Source organism: Micromonospora sp. AMSO1212t (genome assembly GCF_008868145.1).
Lineage (GTDB): Bacteria > Actinomycetota > Actinomycetes > Mycobacteriales > Micromonosporaceae > Micromonospora > Micromonospora tulbaghiae.
Genome location: NZ_WBKS01000023.1, coordinates 1 through 17,648, shown reverse-complemented (window position 1 = coordinate 17,648; position 17,648 = coordinate 1). Strand labels below are relative to the sequence as shown.

12 protein-coding genes are annotated in these 17,648 nt (G+C 73.9%); 9 read left to right on the top strand and 3 right to left on the bottom strand.

Features of this window, described 5'->3' with window-relative positions; translation table 11 throughout:
* The first annotated feature begins 114 nt into the window (after positions 1–114).
* The 3 genes from gltB (at position 115) to F8279_RS09110 (ending at position 6,960) form a co-directional block, all read left to right on the top strand.
* Positions 115–4,773 carry a glutamate synthase large subunit gene (gene gltB, locus F8279_RS09120; protein WP_151499666.1) on the top strand — a complete coding sequence of 1,553 codons (4,659 nt, stop codon included), beginning with the start codon at positions 115–117 and terminating at the stop codon, positions 4,771–4,773.
* On the top strand, positions 4,766–6,271 hold the full coding sequence (locus F8279_RS09115; protein ID WP_151499665.1) for a glutamate synthase subunit beta: 1,506 nt from the start codon (positions 4,766–4,768) through the stop codon (positions 6,269–6,271). The genes gltB and F8279_RS09115 overlap by 8 nt, the downstream gene beginning before the upstream one ends.
* A gap of 161 nt (positions 6,272–6,432) precedes the next feature.
* On the top strand, positions 6,433–6,960 hold the full coding sequence (locus F8279_RS09110; RefSeq protein WP_151499664.1) for a hypothetical protein: 528 nt from the start codon (positions 6,433–6,435) through the stop codon (positions 6,958–6,960).
* Between the two features lie 50 nt (positions 6,961–7,010).
* Here the strand turns inward: F8279_RS09110 and F8279_RS09105 are convergent, their stop codons facing one another.
* On the bottom strand, positions 7,011–8,546 hold the full coding sequence (locus F8279_RS09105) for a M1 family metallopeptidase (protein WP_151499663.1): 1,536 nt from the start codon (positions 8,544–8,546) through the stop codon (positions 7,011–7,013).
* A 196-nt stretch (positions 8,547–8,742) separates the two neighbouring features.
* On the opposite strand from F8279_RS09105, the gene F8279_RS09100 reads away from it, so the two are divergent.
* A complete protein-coding gene (locus tag F8279_RS09100; protein ID WP_151499662.1) occupies positions 8,743–9,528 on the top strand; it encodes an SGNH/GDSL hydrolase family protein in 786 nt (261 codons plus the stop codon).
* Between the two features lie 66 nt (positions 9,529–9,594).
* Here the strand turns inward: F8279_RS09100 and F8279_RS09095 are convergent, their stop codons facing one another.
* Complete coding sequence (locus F8279_RS09095) at positions 9,595–11,055, bottom strand: MFS transporter (RefSeq protein WP_151499661.1); 1,461 nt, start codon at positions 11,053–11,055, stop codon at positions 9,595–9,597.
* A 258-nt stretch (positions 11,056–11,313) separates the two neighbouring features.
* Between F8279_RS09095 and F8279_RS09090 the strand changes: the two genes are divergently transcribed.
* The 3 genes from F8279_RS09090 (at position 11,314) to F8279_RS09080 (ending at position 12,712) form a co-directional block, all read left to right on the top strand.
* Positions 11,314–11,919 carry a TetR/AcrR family transcriptional regulator gene (locus F8279_RS09090; protein ID WP_151499660.1) on the top strand — a complete coding sequence of 202 codons (606 nt, stop codon included), beginning with the start codon at positions 11,314–11,316 and terminating at the stop codon, positions 11,917–11,919.
* An 83-nt stretch (positions 11,920–12,002) separates the two neighbouring features.
* On the top strand, positions 12,003–12,314 hold the full coding sequence (locus tag F8279_RS09085) for a hypothetical protein (RefSeq protein WP_121686184.1): 312 nt from the start codon (positions 12,003–12,005) through the stop codon (positions 12,312–12,314).
* Complete coding sequence (locus tag F8279_RS09080; protein WP_121686179.1) at positions 12,311–12,712, top strand: hypothetical protein; 402 nt, start codon at positions 12,311–12,313, stop codon at positions 12,710–12,712. Before F8279_RS09085 ends, F8279_RS09080 begins: the two co-directional genes overlap by 4 nt.
* A gap of 56 nt (positions 12,713–12,768) precedes the next feature.
* On the opposite strand, the gene F8279_RS09075 is transcribed toward F8279_RS09080, so the two are convergent.
* Positions 12,769–14,181 carry an alkaline phosphatase PhoX gene (locus F8279_RS09075; protein WP_151499659.1) on the bottom strand — a complete coding sequence of 471 codons (1,413 nt, stop codon included), beginning with the start codon at positions 14,179–14,181 and terminating at the stop codon, positions 12,769–12,771.
* Positions 14,182–14,364: 183 nt separating this feature from the next.
* On the opposite strand from F8279_RS09075, the gene F8279_RS09070 reads away from it, so the two are divergent.
* Together F8279_RS09070 and F8279_RS09065 are read left to right on the top strand one after the other, a co-directional pair.
* Positions 14,365–16,881, top strand: a complete 2,517-nt coding sequence (locus F8279_RS09070; protein WP_151499658.1) for an FtsK/SpoIIIE domain-containing protein — start codon at positions 14,365–14,367, stop codon at positions 16,879–16,881.
* Positions 16,878–17,648 (top strand): hypothetical protein (locus F8279_RS09065; protein WP_151499657.1); only part of this gene is annotated, 771 nt, incomplete at its 3' end. The genes F8279_RS09070 and F8279_RS09065, both read left to right, overlap by 4 nt.

Here is a 17,648-nt window from a genome sequence, read left to right as displayed (position 1 = left end):
GTGTGATCAATCTGAACTGGCCTTGCGCCGGAAGCCCTAACGTAGACTCAATAAACCGCAGAGGGCCGACGTCGTCCCCATCATGATCCATCCTGAGTGACGACAGGAGGCCCGGTGGCCTTTCCGTACCCTCACAGCCCGCAGTCGGCCCAACCGGCGACCGGGCTCTACGACCCCGCGTACGAGCACGACGCCTGCGGCGTGGCCTTCGTGGCCGACCTGCACGGGCGGCGCTCGCACCAGGTCGTCGCGAACGGCCTCGGGGCGCTGTGCCGGCTGGACCACCGGGGCGCCCGGGGCGCGGAGCACAACACCGGGGACGGCGCGGGCATCATGATCCAGGTGCCGGACGCGTTCCTGCGCGCCACCGTCGACTTCCCGCTGCCCCCGGCCGGTCAGTACGCCACCGGCCTGGTGTTCCTGCCCGACGACGACGTGGCCGAGGCCCGTGCCCGCCAGGTGGTCGACAAGTACGCGCTGGTCGAGGGCGCCGACGTGCTCGGCTGGCGGGAGGTGCCGACCGACCCGTCCGGGCTGGGCGAGACCGCGCTCGCGGCGATGCCCCGGGTCCGGCAGTTGTTCGTGGCCGCCCACCGGCTGACCGGCTCGCCGGCCGGCCCGGCGGGCTCCCCGCTGACCGGGCTCGACCTGGACCGGGTGGCGTTCTGCCTGCGCAAGCAGGTCGAGCGGGAGACCGCCGAACGGGGCGTCCCGGCGTACTTCCCGTCGCTGTCCGGCCGCACCATGGTGTGGAAGGGCATGCTCACCCCGGACCAGCTCCCCGCGTTCTACCCGGAGCTGACCGACGAGCGGGTGGTGAGCGCCATCGCGCTGGTGCACTCGCGCTTCTCCACGAACACGTTCCCGTCCTGGCCGCTGGCGCACCCGTACCGGTTCATCGCGCACAACGGCGAGATCAACACCATTCGCGGCAACCGCAACTGGATGCAGGCCCGGGAGGCGTTGCTCCGCAGCCCGAGCATCCCCGGCAACATCCGCCGGGTCTTCCCGGTCTGCACCCCGGCGGCGTCCGACTCGGCCAACTTCGACGAGGTGCTCGAACTGCTGCACCTGGCCGGGCGGAGCCTGCCGCACGCGGTGCTCATGATGATCCCCGAGGCGTGGGAGAACGACCCGGACATGCGCGCCGACAAGCGCGCGTTCTACCGCTTCCACGCCAGCCTGATGGAGCCGTGGGACGGTCCGGCATCGGTCGCGTTCACCGACGGCGAGATCGTCGGCGCGGTGCTGGACCGCAACGGCCTGCGCCCGGGCCGCTGGTGGCACACCGCCGACGGCCTGGTGGTGCTGGGCAGCGAGGCGGGCGTGCTCGACCTGGACCCGGCCACCGTGGTCGCCAAGGGCCGGCTCCAGCCGGGCAAGATGTTCCTGGTCGACACCGTCAACGGCCGGATCGTCTCCGACGACGAGATCAAGACCGAGCTGGCCGCCGAGCAGCCGTACCAGGAGTGGCTGCACGCCGGCCTGATCGAGCTGGACGACCTGCCGCCGCGCGAGCACACCGTCTACACCCACGACTCGGTACGCCGCCGCCAGCAGACGTTCGGCTACACCGAGGAGGAGCTGAAGATCCTGCTCGGTCCGATGGCCCGCAGCGGCGCGGAGCCGATCGGCTCGATGGGCACGGACACCCCGATCGCCCCGCTGTCGACCCGGCCGCGGCTGCTCTACGACTACTTCCATCAGCTCTTCGCCCAGGTCACCAACCCGCCGCTGGACGCCATCCGGGAGGAGCTGGTGACCAGCCTGGCGTCCACGATCGGGCCGGAGGGCAACCTGCTCGACCCGGGCCCGGCGAGCTGCCGGCAGATCGTGCTGCCGTACCCGGTGATCGACAACGACGAGCTGGCCAAGATCCTGTCCATCGACGAGGACGGCGACCTGCCCGGTTTCAAGGCGGTCCGGGTCTCCGGCCTGTACCGGATCCGCGACGGCGGCGCCGGCATCAAGGCCCGGCTGACCGAGATCTGCCGGCACGTCTCCGAGGCGATCGAGGACGGCGTGCGCATCCTGGTGCTCTCCGACCGGGACTCCAACGCCGACCTGGCGCCGATCCCGTCGCTGCTGCTGACCGCGGCGGTGCACCAGCACCTGGTCCGCGAGCAGACCCGCACCCAGGTGGCGCTGATCGTCGAGTCCGGCGACTGCCGCGAGGTGCACCACGCGGCCGTGCTGATCGGGTACGGCGCGGCGGCGGTCAACCCGTACCTGGCGTTCGAGTCGGTGGAGGACATGATCTCCACCGGCGTGCTGAGCGGCGTCGACCGGGTCAAGGCCGTCCGCAACTACGTCAAGGCGCTCGGCAAGGGCGTCCTGAAGATCATGTCCAAGATGGGCATCTCGACCGTGTCCTCGTACTGCGGCGCGCAGGTGTTCGAGGCGGTCGGCCTGGACACCCGCCTGGTCCACAGGTACTTCCGCGGCACACCGAGCACCATCGGCGGCATCGGGCTGGCCGAGATCCACGCCGAGGTGGCGGCCCGGCACGGGCGGGCCTGGCCGGCGCCGGGCGCGCAGGCGAGCGACCGGCTGGAGGTCGGCGGCGAGTACCAGTGGCGCCGCGAGGGTGAGCTGCACCTGTTCAACCCGGAGACCGTTTTCCTGCTCCAGCACGCCACCCGCAGCCGCCAGTACGACGTGTTCCGGCAGTACACCGCGAAGGTCGACGAACTGGCCGCGCAGGCGGGCTCGCTGCGCGGGCTGTTCACGCTGCGCACCGGCGTACGCCCGGCGGTGCCGCTGGACGAGGTCGAGCCGGCCGGCGAGATCGTCAAGCGCTTCGCCACCGGCGCCATGTCGTACGGGTCGATCTCGGCGGAGGCGCACGAGACGCTCGCCATTGCGATGAACCGGCTCGGCGGCAAGTCCAACACCGGCGAGGGCGGCGAGGACGTCGAGCGGCTGCACGACCCGGCCCGGCGCTCCGCGGTCAAGCAGATCGCCAGCGGCCGGTTCGGCGTGACCAGCGAATACCTCGTCAACGCCGACGACCTGCAGATCAAGATGGCGCAGGGCGCGAAGCCCGGCGAGGGCGGGCAGCTGCCCGGCAACAAGGTCTGGCCGTGGATCGCCCGGACCCGGCACGCCACCCCCGGCGTCGGCCTGATCTCGCCGCCGCCGCACCACGACATCTACTCCATCGAGGACCTGGCCCAGCTCGTCCACGACCTCAAGTGCGTCAACCCGGCCGCCCGGGTGCACGTCAAGCTGGTCAGCGAGGTGGGCGTGGGCACCGTCGCGGCGGGTGTGGCCAAGCTCAAGGCCGACGTCATCCTGATCTCCGGACACGACGGCGGCACCGGCGCGTCCCCGCTCAACTCGCTCAAGCACGCCGGCACCCCGTGGGAGCTGGGCCTGGCCGAGGCGCAGCAGACGCTGCTGCTCAACAAGCTGCGTGACCGGGTGACGGTGCAGGTCGACGGTCAGCTCAAGACCGGCCGGGACGTGCTGATCGCGGCGCTGCTCGGTGCCGAGGAGTTCGGCTTCGCCACCGCGCCGCTGATCGTCGAGGGCTGCGTGATGATGCGGGTGTGCCACCTGGACACCTGTCCGGTCGGCATCGCCACCCAGAACCCGGTGCTGCGTGAGCGCTTCACCGGCCGCCCCGAGTTCGTGGAGAACTTCTTCCTCTTCCTCGCCGAGGAGGTCCGGGGCTATCTTGCCGAGCTGGGCTTCCGCAGCATCGACGAGGCGATCGGCCACACCGAGCTGCTCGACGTGGTCGGCGCGATCGACCACTGGAAGGGCCACGGGCTCGACCTGAGCCGCGTGCTGCACCTGCCGGAGCTGCCCGAGGGCGCGGCCCGCCGGGGCGTACGCGCCCAGGACCACGGCCTCGACGCGGCGCTGGACAACCGGCTCATCGAGCTGGCCGGGCCGGCGCTGCGCGACAGTACTCCGGTCCGGGTCGAGGTCGAGGTCCGCAACGAGCACCGCAGCGTCGGCGCGATGCTCGGCGGCGAGGTGACCCGCCGCTTCGGCGGCGCCGGCCTGCCCGACGACACGATCGAGTTCCGGCTGCGCGGCACCGCCGGCCAGTCGTTCGGCGCGTTCCTGCCGCGCGGGGTCACGCTGCGCCTGTACGGCGACGCCAACGACTACGTCGGCAAGGGACTGTCCGGCGGCCGGATCGTGGTCCGGCCGGACGCCGACGCGCCGTTCGTCGGCGTGGACGCCGCAGCGGGCCGTCGCGCCGAGGACCAGATCATCGCCGGCAACACCATCCTGTACGGCGCCACCGGCGGCGAGGTGTTCCTGCGCGGCCGGGTGGGGGAGCGGTTCGCGGTGCGCAACTCCGGCGCGGTGGCGGTGGTCGAGGGCCTCGGCGACCACGGCTGCGAGTACATGACCGGCGGCACCGTCGTGGTGCTCGGGCCGACCGGGCGCAACTTCGCCGCCGGCATGTCCGGCGGCACCGCGTTCGTGCACCGGCTCGACCAGCAGCTGGTCAACGCGGAGCTGGTCGACCTGTCGCCGCTGCGCGACGCGGAGCGCGACCGGCTGCACGAGCTGGTGCAGCGGCACTTCGCCGAGACGGACTCGGCGGTCGCCGAGGATCTGCTCAAGCGCTGGCCGCAGGCGGTGGAGGAGTTCACCGCAGTGGTGCCCCGGGACTACCGCCGGGTCATGGAGATCATGCGGGCCGCCGAAGCCGCCGGCCGAGACGTCGACGACGCGGTGATGAGTGCCCTCTCTCCCGCGCCGGTACCGCCCGCGCCCCGGGCGGTCGCCCAGGAGGTGGCTCGTGCCTGACCCGAACGGTTTCCTGCGCTACGACCGGCGGCTGCCGGCCCGCCGTCCGGTGCCGGTGCGCATCTCCGACTGGCGGGAGGTCTACCCGCCGGCCGGTGAGGAGCTGATCCGCGAGCAGGCCACCCGGTGCATGGACTGCGGCATCCCGTTCTGCCACGACGGCTGCCCGCTGGGCAACCGCATCCCGGACTGGAACGACCTGGTCCGCACCGGCAACTGGGACGCCGCCGTGGAGTCGCTGCACGCCACCAACAACTTCCCCGAGTTCACCGGCCGGCTCTGCCCGGCGCCGTGCGAGGCGGCCTGCGTGCTCGGCCTCGGCGGTCAGCAGCCGGTCACCATCAAGCAGGTCGAGGTGGAGATCGCCGACGCGGCGGTTGCCCGCGACGGCCTGCGGCCCCGGCCCGCCTCCGCCCTGACCGGCCGGTCGGTAGCGGTGGTCGGCTCCGGCCCGGCCGGGCTGGCCGCCGCGCAGCAGCTCGCCCGCGCCGGTCACACGGTCACCGTGTACGAGCGCGACGACGCGATCGGCGGCCTGCTCCGCTACGGCATCCCCGACTTCAAGCTGGAGAAGCAGCACATCGACAGGCGGCTGGCCCAGCTCACCGCCGAGGGCGTGCGCTTCCGGACCGGCGTCGAGGTCGGCGTCGACGTGACCGCCGAGCAGTTGCGCGCCGAGCACGACGCGGTGCTGCTGGCGTGCGGCGCGTTGCAGGGCCGGGACACCCCGGCCACGCCCGGCCGGGCGCTGCGCGGCGTGCACCAGGCGATGTCGCACCTGGTGGCCGCGAACCGGGTGGTGGCCGCCGCGGGGGACGGGCGGCCCGCGCTGGCGACGCTGCCCGACGGTACGCCGATCGACGCCGCCGGCAAGCACGTGGTGATCATCGGTGGTGGCGACACCGCGGCGGACTGCCTCGGTGTGGCGCACCGGCAGGGTGCGGCCGGCGTGCACCAGCTCGACCTCTACCCGCAGCCGCCCACGGAGCGCGACGCGGCCCGCGACCCGTGGCCGACCTGGCCGTGGCTGCTGCGCAACTACCCGGCGCACGAGGAGGGCGGCGAGCGCGTGTTCGCCGTCGCCGTGCAGGAGTTCGTGGACGACGGCACCGGCCAGGTCCGCGCGGTCCGGATCGCCGAGGTGACTGTGGAGAAGGTGGACGGCCGCCGCATCGTCACCCCGCTGCCCGGCTCCGAGCGGGAGATCCCGGCCGACCTGGTGCTGCTCGCCATCGGCTTCGAGGGCACCGAGGAACAGCCCATGCTGGCGCAGTTCGGGGTGACCCGCAACGGCCGGGGCGCGATCGACTCCGGCCCGGACTGGCAGGCCGCCGACGGCGTCTTCGTCGCCGGCGACATGCACCGGGGCGCCTCGCTCATCGTCTGGGCGATCGCCGAGGGACGCGCCGCCGCGGCGGCGATCCACGCGTACCTGGGCGGGGTGGGCGAGCTGCCCGCCCCGGTCGACCCGGCCCGCCAGCCGCTCGCCGCGAGGTGAAAGGAAGGGCCCCCTTTTAACGCCTCAGGTAGAGGAGGGGGCCCTTTTTAACACCCGCTGCCGCCGCGCGGCGCGTGGTCCGCGCGGCCGTCCGGGAAGGGTGGCCCAGGTCATGCCGAGCGGGGCACCGGCGCCACGGCGACCGTCGTTAGGCTGCGGCCATGGACGTCGAGGTACGCCTGCGGCGCATCCGCCGTTGGCTCTGGCTGGTGGTGGCGGGACTCTTCCTCAGCGGGGTGACCGCGTTCCCCCTGGAGGTCGAGGTGCGGTGGCTGCTGGCGGTGTCCGATCCGTTCGCCGGGCAGTTCCCGGCGCTGGTCGACTGGATCGAGCGGGTCCACGTCGGACTGGTGGCGGCCGGTGACGACTACCCGTTCCTGCGGTACGGCACCGACTGGTTGGCCTTCGCGCACCTGGTGCTCGCGGTGGCGTTCTGGGGGCCGCTGCGTGACCCGATCCGCAACGTTTGGGTGGTCCAGGTCGGAATGATCGCCTGCGCCGGCATCGTGCCGCTGGCGCTGATCTGCGGCCCGATCCGCGACATTCCCTGGTTCTGGACGCTCGTCGACCTCTCGTTCGCGGTCGGCGCGTTCCCGCCGCTCTGGTTCGCCTACCGCCACATCCGTGCGATCGAGGCGGCGCAGCCCTGGACGGCGTCGACTGTCGCACCCGTGCCGACCGCCGGTTGACCGGCCCGCCGGCCCGCCCCCGTGGTTGGGAGCGGTCCGGCCGGCGCCGGTCAGCGGCCGAGCAGGTCGTGCGCCGCCCGGATCTTCGCCCACGAGGCGGGCTGCGCCGGGGCGGCGGTCGTGCGCGCGGCGGTGGCCACGTCGGGCCGGCCGGGCGTGAACAGCCAGGTGGTGAACACTGCGTCGAGATCCCGCCCGGAGATCCGCTCGGCGAGCGCCTGGAACTGCCCGACGGTGCCGTTGCCGTACTGCCGCTTGGCGGTCCAGGTGCGCAGGATGCGGAAGAACGCCGCGTCGCCGACGGCGAGCCGGATCTGGTGCAGCGCCATCGCGCCCCGGTCGTAGACGGCGTCGTCGAAGATCCCGCTCGGGCCCGGATCGCCGGGGCGCACCTGCCAGAACTCGGAGTCGGCCGGGTAGCTGTCGTAGGTGAAGTCGAACAGCTCCTGCGCGGTGCCCTCGCCCTGCTCCTCCGACCAGAGCCACTCGGCGTACGAGGCGAAGCCCTCGTTGAGCCAGATGTGCCGCCAGTCGGCCACCGACACCGAGTCGCCGAACCACTGGTGGGCGTTCTCGTGCACCACCACGTACGGGTTGGCGCCGCGCCGCCAGAAGCCGGGGCCGTACACCGGGCGGGTCTGCGTCTCCAGCGCGAAGCCGATGCCGTCGACCGGCCCGGCCACGCCGCCCTGCGCCTCGAACGGGTACGGGCCGAACAGCCCGCTCTCCCAGTCGACGATCTCGGCGGTGCGTTCGATGCTGGCCCGCGCGGCCGGCAGGCGCTCGCCCAGCGTGGTGCTGTACGCGTTCACCACCGGCTGCCCGTTCGGCGCGGTGTCGGTGACGATGTCGTACTGCCCGATGGCCAGGAACGCCTGGTACGTCGCGCCGGGCTTGACGCTGCGCCAGCTCCACCGGGTGCGGTTGCCGGCCTCGGGCAGCGGGTCACGCGGCTGCACGCCGTTGCTGATCACCTCGACGCCGGTGGGCACCGAGACCGAGACGTCCCAGGTGGCCTTGTCCTTCGGGTGGTCGTTGCTCGGGTACCACCACCAGGCCGACTCGGGCTCGTTGACCGCGAGCGCCCCGTCGGCGGTACGCGTCCACGCGGTGTAGCCGTAGACGGTGGTCTGTGACGGCACGCCGGCGTACTTCACCACGACGGTGAGCTGCTGGCCCTTGGTCAGCGGCCGGGCCGGGGTGATCACCAGCTCGTGGTCGCCGGCCCGGGCGAAGCCGGCCACCCACGCGTTGACCCGCACCGACTCGACGTCGAGTGCGAAGTCCAGGTTGAACCGGGACAGGTCCTTGGTGGCGGTGGCGAGGATCGTGGTGGTGCCGCTGAGCCGGTCGGTGGCCGGCTCGTAGCGCAGCCGGATGTCGTAGTGGCCGACGTCGTAGCCGCCGTTGCCGTAGTCGGGGAAGTAGCTGTCGCCCAGCCCGGGGCTACCCGGCGTCGGGGTGGCCGCCGCGGGTTGCGGCCGGCCCCATCCGCCGGGGACGGCCTGGGCGGGTGCGCCGGTCACTGTGGTGCCGGCCGCGGTGAGGGTCAGGGCGGCGATGGCCGCCGTGAGTGCACGTCGCACGGTGGGACTCCCTCCGTCGGGTGTCGTCACCGTCAAGCTAATCGACACATGTGAACATATCTGTCCCGTCCGGCCATCTCGGCTATTCAATTTCTGCGAATGTTTCGATAGCATTACCGACCAGTAACAGCATCGATCCCTCGGCCACGCGCGCGGTCAACGGGCTCCACCACCCCTGCCCCGTGGAGGCTCTGTCATGTCCCGTCGCGTCCGTACCGCGCTCGCCGCCGTACTGGCGGCCGTTCTCGGCGCCGTGCTCCTGCCCGGCGCCGCCCGGGCGGCCACAGTCAACTACGTCGCCCTCGGCGACTCCTACTCCTCCGGCGTCGGCGCCAGCCCGTACGACCTGTCTACCTGCCTGCGCAGCCAGAAGTCGTACGCCCCGCTCTGGGCCGCGGCGCACTCGGTCACCAGCTTCAAGTTCCCGGCCTGCGGCGGCGCGGTCACCGCCGACGTGCTGGCCAACCAGGTCGGCCAGCTCAGCAGCAGCACCACGCTGGTCACCATCACCATCGGCGGCAACGACGCCGGCTTCGCCGACGTGATGACCAGTTGCCGCTTCGGCAGTACGTCGAGCTGCGAGAGCGCGGTCAACGAGTCCAAGGCGTTCGCCACCGCGACGCTGCCCGCCCGGCTCGACGCCACGTACACCGCGATCCGCAACCGGGCCCCGAACGCCCGGCTGGTGGTGCTCGGCTACCCGCGGCTGTTCGAGACCGGCTCCTGCGGACTGCTCGCCATGAGCAGCTACAAGCGCACGATCCTCAACCAGGCCGCCGACACGCTCAACGGCGTCATCTCCGGCCGGGCCGCCGCGGCCGGGGGCACCTTCGTCGACGCGCGGCCGTTCTTCGCCGGGCACGGCGTGTGCGCCGCCGACCCGTGGATCCGTGACGTCAGCGGCGTCATCGAGGCGTACCACCCGAACGCCAGCGGCTACCGCTACGGCTACCTGGCCGCGCTGACCGCAGCGATCGGCTGACCGGCGCGGCGGAGCCCCGCCCGGCACGGTGCCGGGCGGGGCTCCCGTCTGCTCGTACCCCTGGGGTCAGCGGGCCGGGGCCAGCTCCGCGGCCGGCGCCGGCACCAGGTCCGGCACCGCCGGCCCGATGCGCCGCCGGGGCCACCGGCGGCGTCCGGAGGGTACGGCGAGCGCGGCCAGCGCGGCGGCCACCGAGATGCCGGTGAGCAGCAGGAAGCCCGCCGTGAAACCGGCCTCCCGCGGCAGCCCGCTCGGCTGCGGATTCGCGGTGATCACGGCGCTGGCGAGCGCCGCGCCGATCGCGCCGCCGATGGTACGGATGTTGGCGTTCATGCCGGTCGCCGCGCCGGTCTGCCCGGCCGGCACGTTCGCCACGATCAGGTTGGCCATCGAGGCGAACGCCAGCCCGATGCCGAGGCCCACCAGGCCGCCGGCGATCCCGACCTGCCAGCGGGTGTCGTGCGCGACGGTCAGCATGGCGGCGGCGGCCACGTTGAACACCGCGCCGGTGCTGAGCTGTGCCTTGGCGCTGAACCGGGACTCCAGCCGCCCGGCCAGCAGCCCGGCCACGAACATGCCGACGAGCATCGGCAGCATCAGCAGCCCGGCCTGGGTGATGCTGGCGCCGAAGCCGTAGCCGGCGCTGGTCGGGATCTGTGCGAACTGCGGCAGGAACGCGTAGACGGCGAACATCGAGGCGCCGTAGAGCAACCCGACGAGGTTCGTGGTCCAGACCGCCGGCAGGCGCATCATCCGCAGGTCGATCAGCGGGTTGGCGGCGCGGGCCTCGGTCGCCAGCCAGGCGACCGCGAGCACCGCGGCCAGCGCCAGCAGCCCGACCACCCGGCCGGAGTCCCAGCCCCACGCGGCGCCCTTGCTGACCGGCAGCAGCAGCGCCACCAGCCAGCCGGAGAGGAGTACGGCGCTGAGCCAGTTGATCCGGCCCGGGGTGCGTACCGGCGAGCGCGGCACGAACCGGTGTGCGGCGAGCGCGGTCAGCCCGACCACCACGAGTGGGATCCAGAACAGCCACCGGTAGCCCAGGGTGGCCACGATCGGCCCGGCCAGCACCACGCCCAGCCCGCCGCCGACGGCCACGACCGCGGAGATCGAGGCCACCGCCGAGCTGACCCGGGCGGCCGGGAACTCGTCGCGGATGATGCCGAACGACAGCGGGAAGACGGCGCCGCCGATGCCCTGCACCACGCGGGCGGCGATCAGCACGCCGATGCTGGGGGCCACGGCCGCCAGCAGGCAGCCCAGCGCCAGCGCGGCGAGCGAGAAGACGAGGGTCTTCTCCTTGCCGACCATGTCGCCGATGCGGCCGACGATCGGCGTGAAGACGGACGCGGAGAGCAGGTAGGCGGTGAGCACCCAGGTCACCGTGCTGGGCGAGGTGTGCAGGTCGTGCTGGATGGTGGGCAGCACCGGCGTGATCAGCGACTGGAGCATCGCGAAGAATCCGGTGCCGGCGGCCAGCACGAGGAAGGTGATCCGGCGCGAGCCGCGCCGGGATGAGTGGATCATGTGGGACGACTCCCCGTTGTCGGTACGACTGTGGTGGCCGCTCGCGCGTGGTGCGGCGGTGGCGGCCGGTTTTCGCTGGTGCTCAGCGGTCGGCGGGCATGGTGGGACCTCCCGGGTCCGTGGGGCGCGAGGATCGCGGGGCCGGATGGCGGCCGGAAGTCCGGAGTAAGCTATCCGGAGGGGTGGCTCCGGTCAGTAACCGGAGGCGTGCCTCCATTAATCTAGCGGAGGGGTGCCTCCGGTTGCAAGGCGGAAGGGGTGACGCGCGTCATGGCCGACGCCGACGTGTCCGGTGAGGTCTTCGCGCGCCGCCCGAAACGGGCCGACGCCCGCCGCAACTACGACGCGCTGATCGCCGCCGCCCGCGAGGTCTTCGGCGAGCACGGCGCGAGCGCGTCGCTGGAGGAGATCGCCCGTCGGGCGGGCGTGGGCATCGGCACGCTCTACCGCAACTTCCCCCAGCGGCGGGACCTGTTCGAGGCGGTCTACGTCGAGGAGGTGCGGGCGCTCAGCGCCTCCGCCGACGACCTGGCCGACGAGCCGCCGTGGGACGCCCTGGTCGGCTGGCTGCACCGGTTCGTCGCCTACGTGGCCACCAAGCGGGCGCTGGCCGAGGAACTGGTGCACGACTCCGAGGTGTTCCGCACCTGCCGCACCGAGATCTACGCGACCGGCGAGCCGCTGCTGCGCCGCGCCCAAGCAGCCGGGGAAGCCCGGCCGGACGCCGGCTTCGACGACGTGATCCGGCTGATCAGCGGCCTCGCCGCGTACCAGTTCCCCGACCCGGCCCAGCGTGACCGTGTCCTGGCCATCGCGCTGGACGGCCTGCGTGCGAGCGCCGGAGCGGAATCGACGCGGGCCTAGCCGAGGCGGAGATTAACCGCTTCCGTCGAGGCGATCCCGCGTGGCGCAGCCCTCGGCTGGTGCGATCCGATAGCATCCTGGGTGTGACCGGACCGGTGAGCAAGAAGTCGTTCTCGCTGCCTGCGGATGTCGCGGAGCGTTTGGAGCGCGAGCCGAACGCCAGCGCCTACGTCGTCGACGCCGTGCGGGCACGGATGCGCGCCGAGGACCTCGATGCCGAGTTCGCCCGGCGCGGGATGACCGTTTCCGCCCAGGGTCGTGCACGAGCCCGGGTGCAGCGCGCGCAGGTGGAGCAGGAGTGGTCGCCCGGTCGCCGCCAGGCTCTGCGAGAGCGTTCGCGCCGGGCGGCACGGGAGATGGCCGGCGAGACCGACCCTCAGGCACCGGCGGCATGACCACTGAGGAGCCGCCGGTCCGCCTGGTGCTGGACCGGTCGGCGTTGGTCGGCTACGTGGCCGGTTCGATGCATGTGGCCGAGCCGCTGCACGAGGTCGCGCACGACGGGGTGCGCTTCGGCGTGCCGGCGGTCGTCGTGGCCGAGGCCTTGGCGGTGATCGACGAACCGGGCGACCGCGCGGTGCTGCACCGGCTGTTGGAGCGTCCCGCCTGCGCGGTCCTGCCGACCTGGGGCGAGGACTGGCAGGAGCTGGCCTACTGGCGCAGGATCACCGGCCGGGTCGACCTCGCGGCAGCGGTGATGGCCGTTCTCGACCACGACGCGAGTGTGCTGACCAGCGAGGGTAAGGCCTACGGCGACGGGGGAGACCTTCCCGTCATCGCCTTTCCCGGCTGACCGGATGTGCCGGCCGGCGGCTCCCACGCGAGAACCGCCGGCCGCTCGCTGTCCCGTCAGCGGTGCCCGTTGCCCGGCCGCCCCCACGGTCCGGTGATCGCGAACACGTACCCCGGCGACTGGATGTTGGCGAACAGCGTCCTCCCGTCCGCGCTGAACGTCGGCCCGGTGAACTCGCTGTCGTTGAGGTCGTTGCGGGCCAGCGGGTACGTCCTGCCCTGCTCGGTGACGCCGACCAGGTGCGACACGCCCTCGCCGTCCTCGGCCAGGATCACCCCGCCGTACGGTGAGACGGTGATGTTGTCCGGCCCGTCGTAGTTGCCGTGGTCGGCCTCCGGGTCGGTGTTCACCCCGAAGATGGTCTTCAGCGTGATCGTCTGCCGGCGCGGGTCGTAGAACCACACCTGGCCGTCGTGCTCGTTCGCGCTCCCGTCGTCGTGGCGGGCGTAGCTGGCCACGAAGTACGCGCCGCCGTCGCCCCACCAGGCGCCCTCCAGCTTGCGGCTGCGCGTCACCTCGGCGTCGGTGAACTGCTTGCGGACCGACACGGTCCGCGCGTCGCGGTCGGGCACCTCGACCCACTCCACCCGATACCGGGTGCCCGGGGTGGTGGCCTCGGACAGGTCGGCCACGTGCGCGTCGCCACGCAGGCAGCGCATCGCGGCGAGGCTCCCGGCGGTGCCGCCGTCGGGCCGCTGGGCCAGCGCCCGCAGCGCGCCCTTGCCGGCCCGGAAGCCGGGCGGCGGCGTCCACCGGAAGTACAGGCCGTTGGGCCCGCTCGCGTCCTCGGTCAGGTAGATCGAGTGGGTGTACGGGTCGACCGCGACCGCCTCGTGGGAGTACCGGCCGAGGAACGTCAGCGGCACCGGGTCGGTGTTGGCGGACGGGTCGTGCGGGTCGACCTCGAAGACGTACCCGTGGTCCTTCAGATACCGCCCACCGGCCCGCTGCTCGGTCTCCTCGCAGGTCAACCACGTGCCCCACGGGGTGATGCCACCGGCGCAGTTGTTGTGCGTGCCGGCCACGCCGACGTACTCGCGCAGCCGCCGCCCGTGCCGGTCCACCTCGATGGTGGTGGTGCCGCCGCGGGCGCCCGGGTCGTAGGTGAGGCCTGGTAGCGCCGGCACCGGGTACGGCTCGTCGCCGCCGATCTCGTGGTTGTTCACCAGCACCGAGCCGTGCGGGCCGCGGAAGCAGCCGGTGCCGTCCGCGTCGCTCGGGGTGGGCTGCCCGGACTCCAGCAGCGTCGCGCCGGCCTGCGCGACGACGGTGTACGAGAAGCCGGGCGGCAGCGCCAGCAGGCCCGCCGGGTCCGGCACCAGGTCGCCGTAGCCGACTGCGGGGCGGCACGCGGGCCGGGCCGCGGCCGGTCCGGCGATGGCCTCCAGGCTGCCGGCCACCACGATGCCGAGTCCGCCGGCCGCGCTGCCGCGCAGCAGGGACCGCCGGGAGAGGGGTGAGGTGGTCACGTCGTCGCCTTCCTGTGCGCACGGTTCGCTGAGGGAAGGCAAGCCGGGCCGGGGGAACGGTGGGCGGTGCTCCCGCCCGACGCCGGGTGAACAGTGGACGAATCCCCGGTGCGGAGCGCCCCGTGCCGGTGCGGCGCGCGTCCGTTAGGGTTCCCCTCGATCGCAAACGTCGGAGGGCGGACGGTGGGCAGACTCGCGGCGGCGTACCGGCAGGCGGTCGATCGGCATCGACGGGCGGTGCGGCACTGGGAGGCGGCCCGGCGGCTGCTGGGCGCCGCCGGCCCGGCGCCCGTGGGCAGCCCCGAGCTGGTCGCGCGGCTGGCCCGCCTCGGCGGTCAGCTGGCCGCCGCGGTGCCCGGCACGGCCCGCGTCGCGACCCACCCCGTTCCGGTACGCCTCGGCGCGGCGACCACAGTCGACGGCGCGTTCCCGGTGCTCGTGCCGGTCGGGGCGGGCGCGCACCTGGCGGTCGACGTGGACGCCCGCGACCCGCGCGTCGGCGAGCTGCTGCGGGCGGTGGTGGTACGGCTGTTGACCGCCGCCCCGGCCGGCGCGATCCGGGTGGCCGGCATCGACCAGGCCGCCTTCGGCGCGGCTTTCCTGCCGCTGCGCCCGCTGCACGACGCCGGGGTGCTCGCCGCGACGGCGACCACCGAGGCGGAGACGACGGCCCTGCTCGACCTGGCCGAGCGGCACGCCCGTACCGCCCAGCGGTCCGCGCCGGAGGACCGCGAGCTGCTGGTGGTGGTCGCCGCGTCCGCGCCACCGCCCCGGGAACTCGCCCGCCTGGCCGCGCTCACCCACGCCGGCCCGGCCGCTGCGGTCTGCGTGCTGCTGGCCGGCCACCCACCGGCCGGGCCGACCGCCGCGCCGCCGCTGGGCGCCACCACCCAGCTGCGCGTCACCGAGCGGTACACGCTCGTCGGCGACCCGCCCGGGCGCCCCTTCAGCACCGACGGCAGCGGGCTGGCCGCGCCCGTGGTGCTCGACGGCGACCCGTCGCACGCCACGGTGACCGCGCTGGCCCGCCGGTACGCCGAGGCCGCCGGCCAGGACAACGTCACGTTCGCCGACCTGCTGCCCGCGCAGCGCTGGGCCGGGTCCGCCGCCTCCGGGCTGCGTACCGCGCTCGGCCGGGCCGGCCGCCGGCCGCTGAGCGTGGCGTTCGACGACGCCACCCCGCACTGGCTGATCGGCGGGCGGACCGGCGCCGGCAAGACGGTCCTGCTGCTGGACGTGCTCTACGGGCTGGCCGCCCGCTACTCCCCGGCCGAGCTGCGGCTGATGCTGCTCGACTTCAAGGAGGGCGTCAGCTTCACCGAGTTCGTGCCCACCGACCGTGACCCGTCCTGGCTGCCGCACGCCGACGCGGTCGGCATCGAGTCCGACCGCGAGTACGGCGTGGCGGTGCTGCGCGAGCTGCGCGCCGAGCTGGGCCGCCGCGCCGACCTGCTGAAGCGGCACGGCGTCAGCCGGCTGGCCGACCTGCCGCCGAACGCCCGGCCGCCCCGGATCGTCACAGTCGTCGACGAGTTCCACGTGCTGTTCGCCGGCAACGACGCGCTGGCCCGGCAGGCGGTCGACCTGATCGAGGAACTGGCCCGCAAGGGCCGCTCGTACGGCCTGCACATGGTGCTGGCGAGCCAGAGCACCACCGGGATCGAGGCGCTGTACGGCCGGGCCGAGGCGATCTTCGGGCAGTTCCCGCTGCGGATCGCGCTGCCCGGCGGCGACGCCGTGCTGGATCCCCGCAACGACGCTGCACGCGGACTCACAGTCGGCGCCGCCGTGGTGAACACCGGCGCGGGCGCGCCCGGCTCGGACGTGGAGGTGCGGTTCCCCGACGCGCACGCCGCCTCGGCCGACCTCGCCGCCCTGCGCCACGAGCTGCACGCGGCCCGCCCCGCCGGGTCGCGCCCGCCTGCCGTCTTCCGGGGACACGAGACGCCCCGGCTCACCGACGACCCCGCCTGGACGGCGCTGGCACCGGGCGCCGACCCGCCGCACGCGCTCGTCGGCCGCGTGGTCGACGTCCCCGGCAGCCCGGCCGGGTTCGCGCTCGACGCGAGCCCCGGCCGGCACCTGGCAGTGGTCGGCACCTCGGCGGCCGGCGCGGACGTGCTCCGGTCGGCCACCCTGTCCCTGGCCCGCCAGCACGCCCCCGGCACCGCCCGGTTCCTGTTCGCGCCGCTCGCGCCGGGCACCACCGACGCCGCCGACGACCTGGCCATGACGCTGGCCGCCGCCGGGCACCCGGTCCGGCGCCTGGAGGCCGGTGCGTTGCGCGCCCAGCTCGCCGAGACCGCAACCGGTGACGACCCGGCGACCGGGCGCACCTACCTGGTGGTGTTCGGGATGGACGCCGCCGCCACGACGCTCGCCGCCTCCGACCCGGCGACGTTCCGCTCCGGGTACGACGACCTGCGCGCCGTGCTGCGCCAGGGCCCCGCGCGCGGCGTGCACGTGCTCGGCTGGTGGCGCGGGCTGCGCCGGCTCGCCGACGACCTCGGCGGCAGCGGGCACCGCGACGACGTGACCGGCCTGGTCGCGCTCAACGTCCCCGCCGCCGACCTGGGCCTTCACCTCGGCGTGCACGACCTGGCGTACGTCCCGCGCGAGGGCCGCGCCCTGCTCGTCGACCGGCACGAGCACCGCACCGCGCTGATCGTGCCGTTCGCCGCCGGGGGAGATGTTCCATGAGTGGATTCGACGAGTACGCGGCGCTGCTGCGGGAGCTGTCCACCCGGCAGCGGGGCGGGGAGCGGGAGATCGCCGCCGAGGCGGAGCGCCGCCGTGGCCTCCAGAGCGCCGTCGACACGCTCGGGCAGCGTCTCGCCGCCCAGGGGCAGCACCTCGACCGGCTCGGGCAGGCCATCGGCGTGCCGATGACGTCGGTCCCGGCGGAGGCGCCGGCGCCGGCGATGGTGACCGGTGGGGGAGCGCCTGGTCCCGCGCCGGGACCGGGGGACGGGATGCCCGGCGGCGCAGCCGACGCGCCGGGGCGGCCGGACGTCGGGGCGTACCCCTCGGGGGGTGTTCCGGCACCGCGGGCCGGCGACCCGGCGGCGGAGCTGGCGGCGGCGGGCCGGCTCGTCGAGGAGGCCGACGGGTTCGGGCAGCAGGCCGACGCGCTGGCCCGCACGCCGGTGTTGCTGCCCACCTGGTCCGCGCCGGCGCGGGCGGTGGTGGTGTACGCGGGTTGCGCGCTCGCCGGTTCGCTGCTGATGCTGATCGCGATAGTGGGTTCGTCGCTGCCGGTGACCGGGCTGGACCTGGTGGCGGCGCTGTCCTGCGCGGGCGTGCCACTGCTGTCCTTCGTGGCCGGTCAGGTCGTGCTCGCCCGGTGGGGCCGCCCGGTGGTGGAGGGCGAGGCGCCGCCGGCCGGGCGGTACGTGCCGCTCGGCTTCGTGATCTGCGCGCTGGTCTCCCCGTCCTTCTTCTGCCTCTACCTCCTCCTGTTCCGCCTC

Bases quoted from the DNA above. Each gene is read 5' to 3' on its own strand.
- F8279_RS09110 (WP_151499664.1), top strand. From the start codon at position 6,433: ATGGACGTCGAGGTACGCCTGCGGCGCATCCGCCGTTGGCTCTGGCTG.
- F8279_RS09100 (WP_151499662.1), top strand. From the start codon at position 8,743: ATGTCCCGTCGCGTCCGTACCGCGCTCGCCGCCGTACTGGCGGCCGTT.
- F8279_RS09095 (WP_151499661.1), bottom strand. From the start codon at position 11,055: ATGATCCACTCATCCCGGCGCGGCTCGCGCCGGATCACCTTCCTCGTG.
- F8279_RS09080 (WP_121686179.1), top strand. From the start codon at position 12,311: ATGACCACTGAGGAGCCGCCGGTCCGCCTGGTGCTGGACCGGTCGGCG.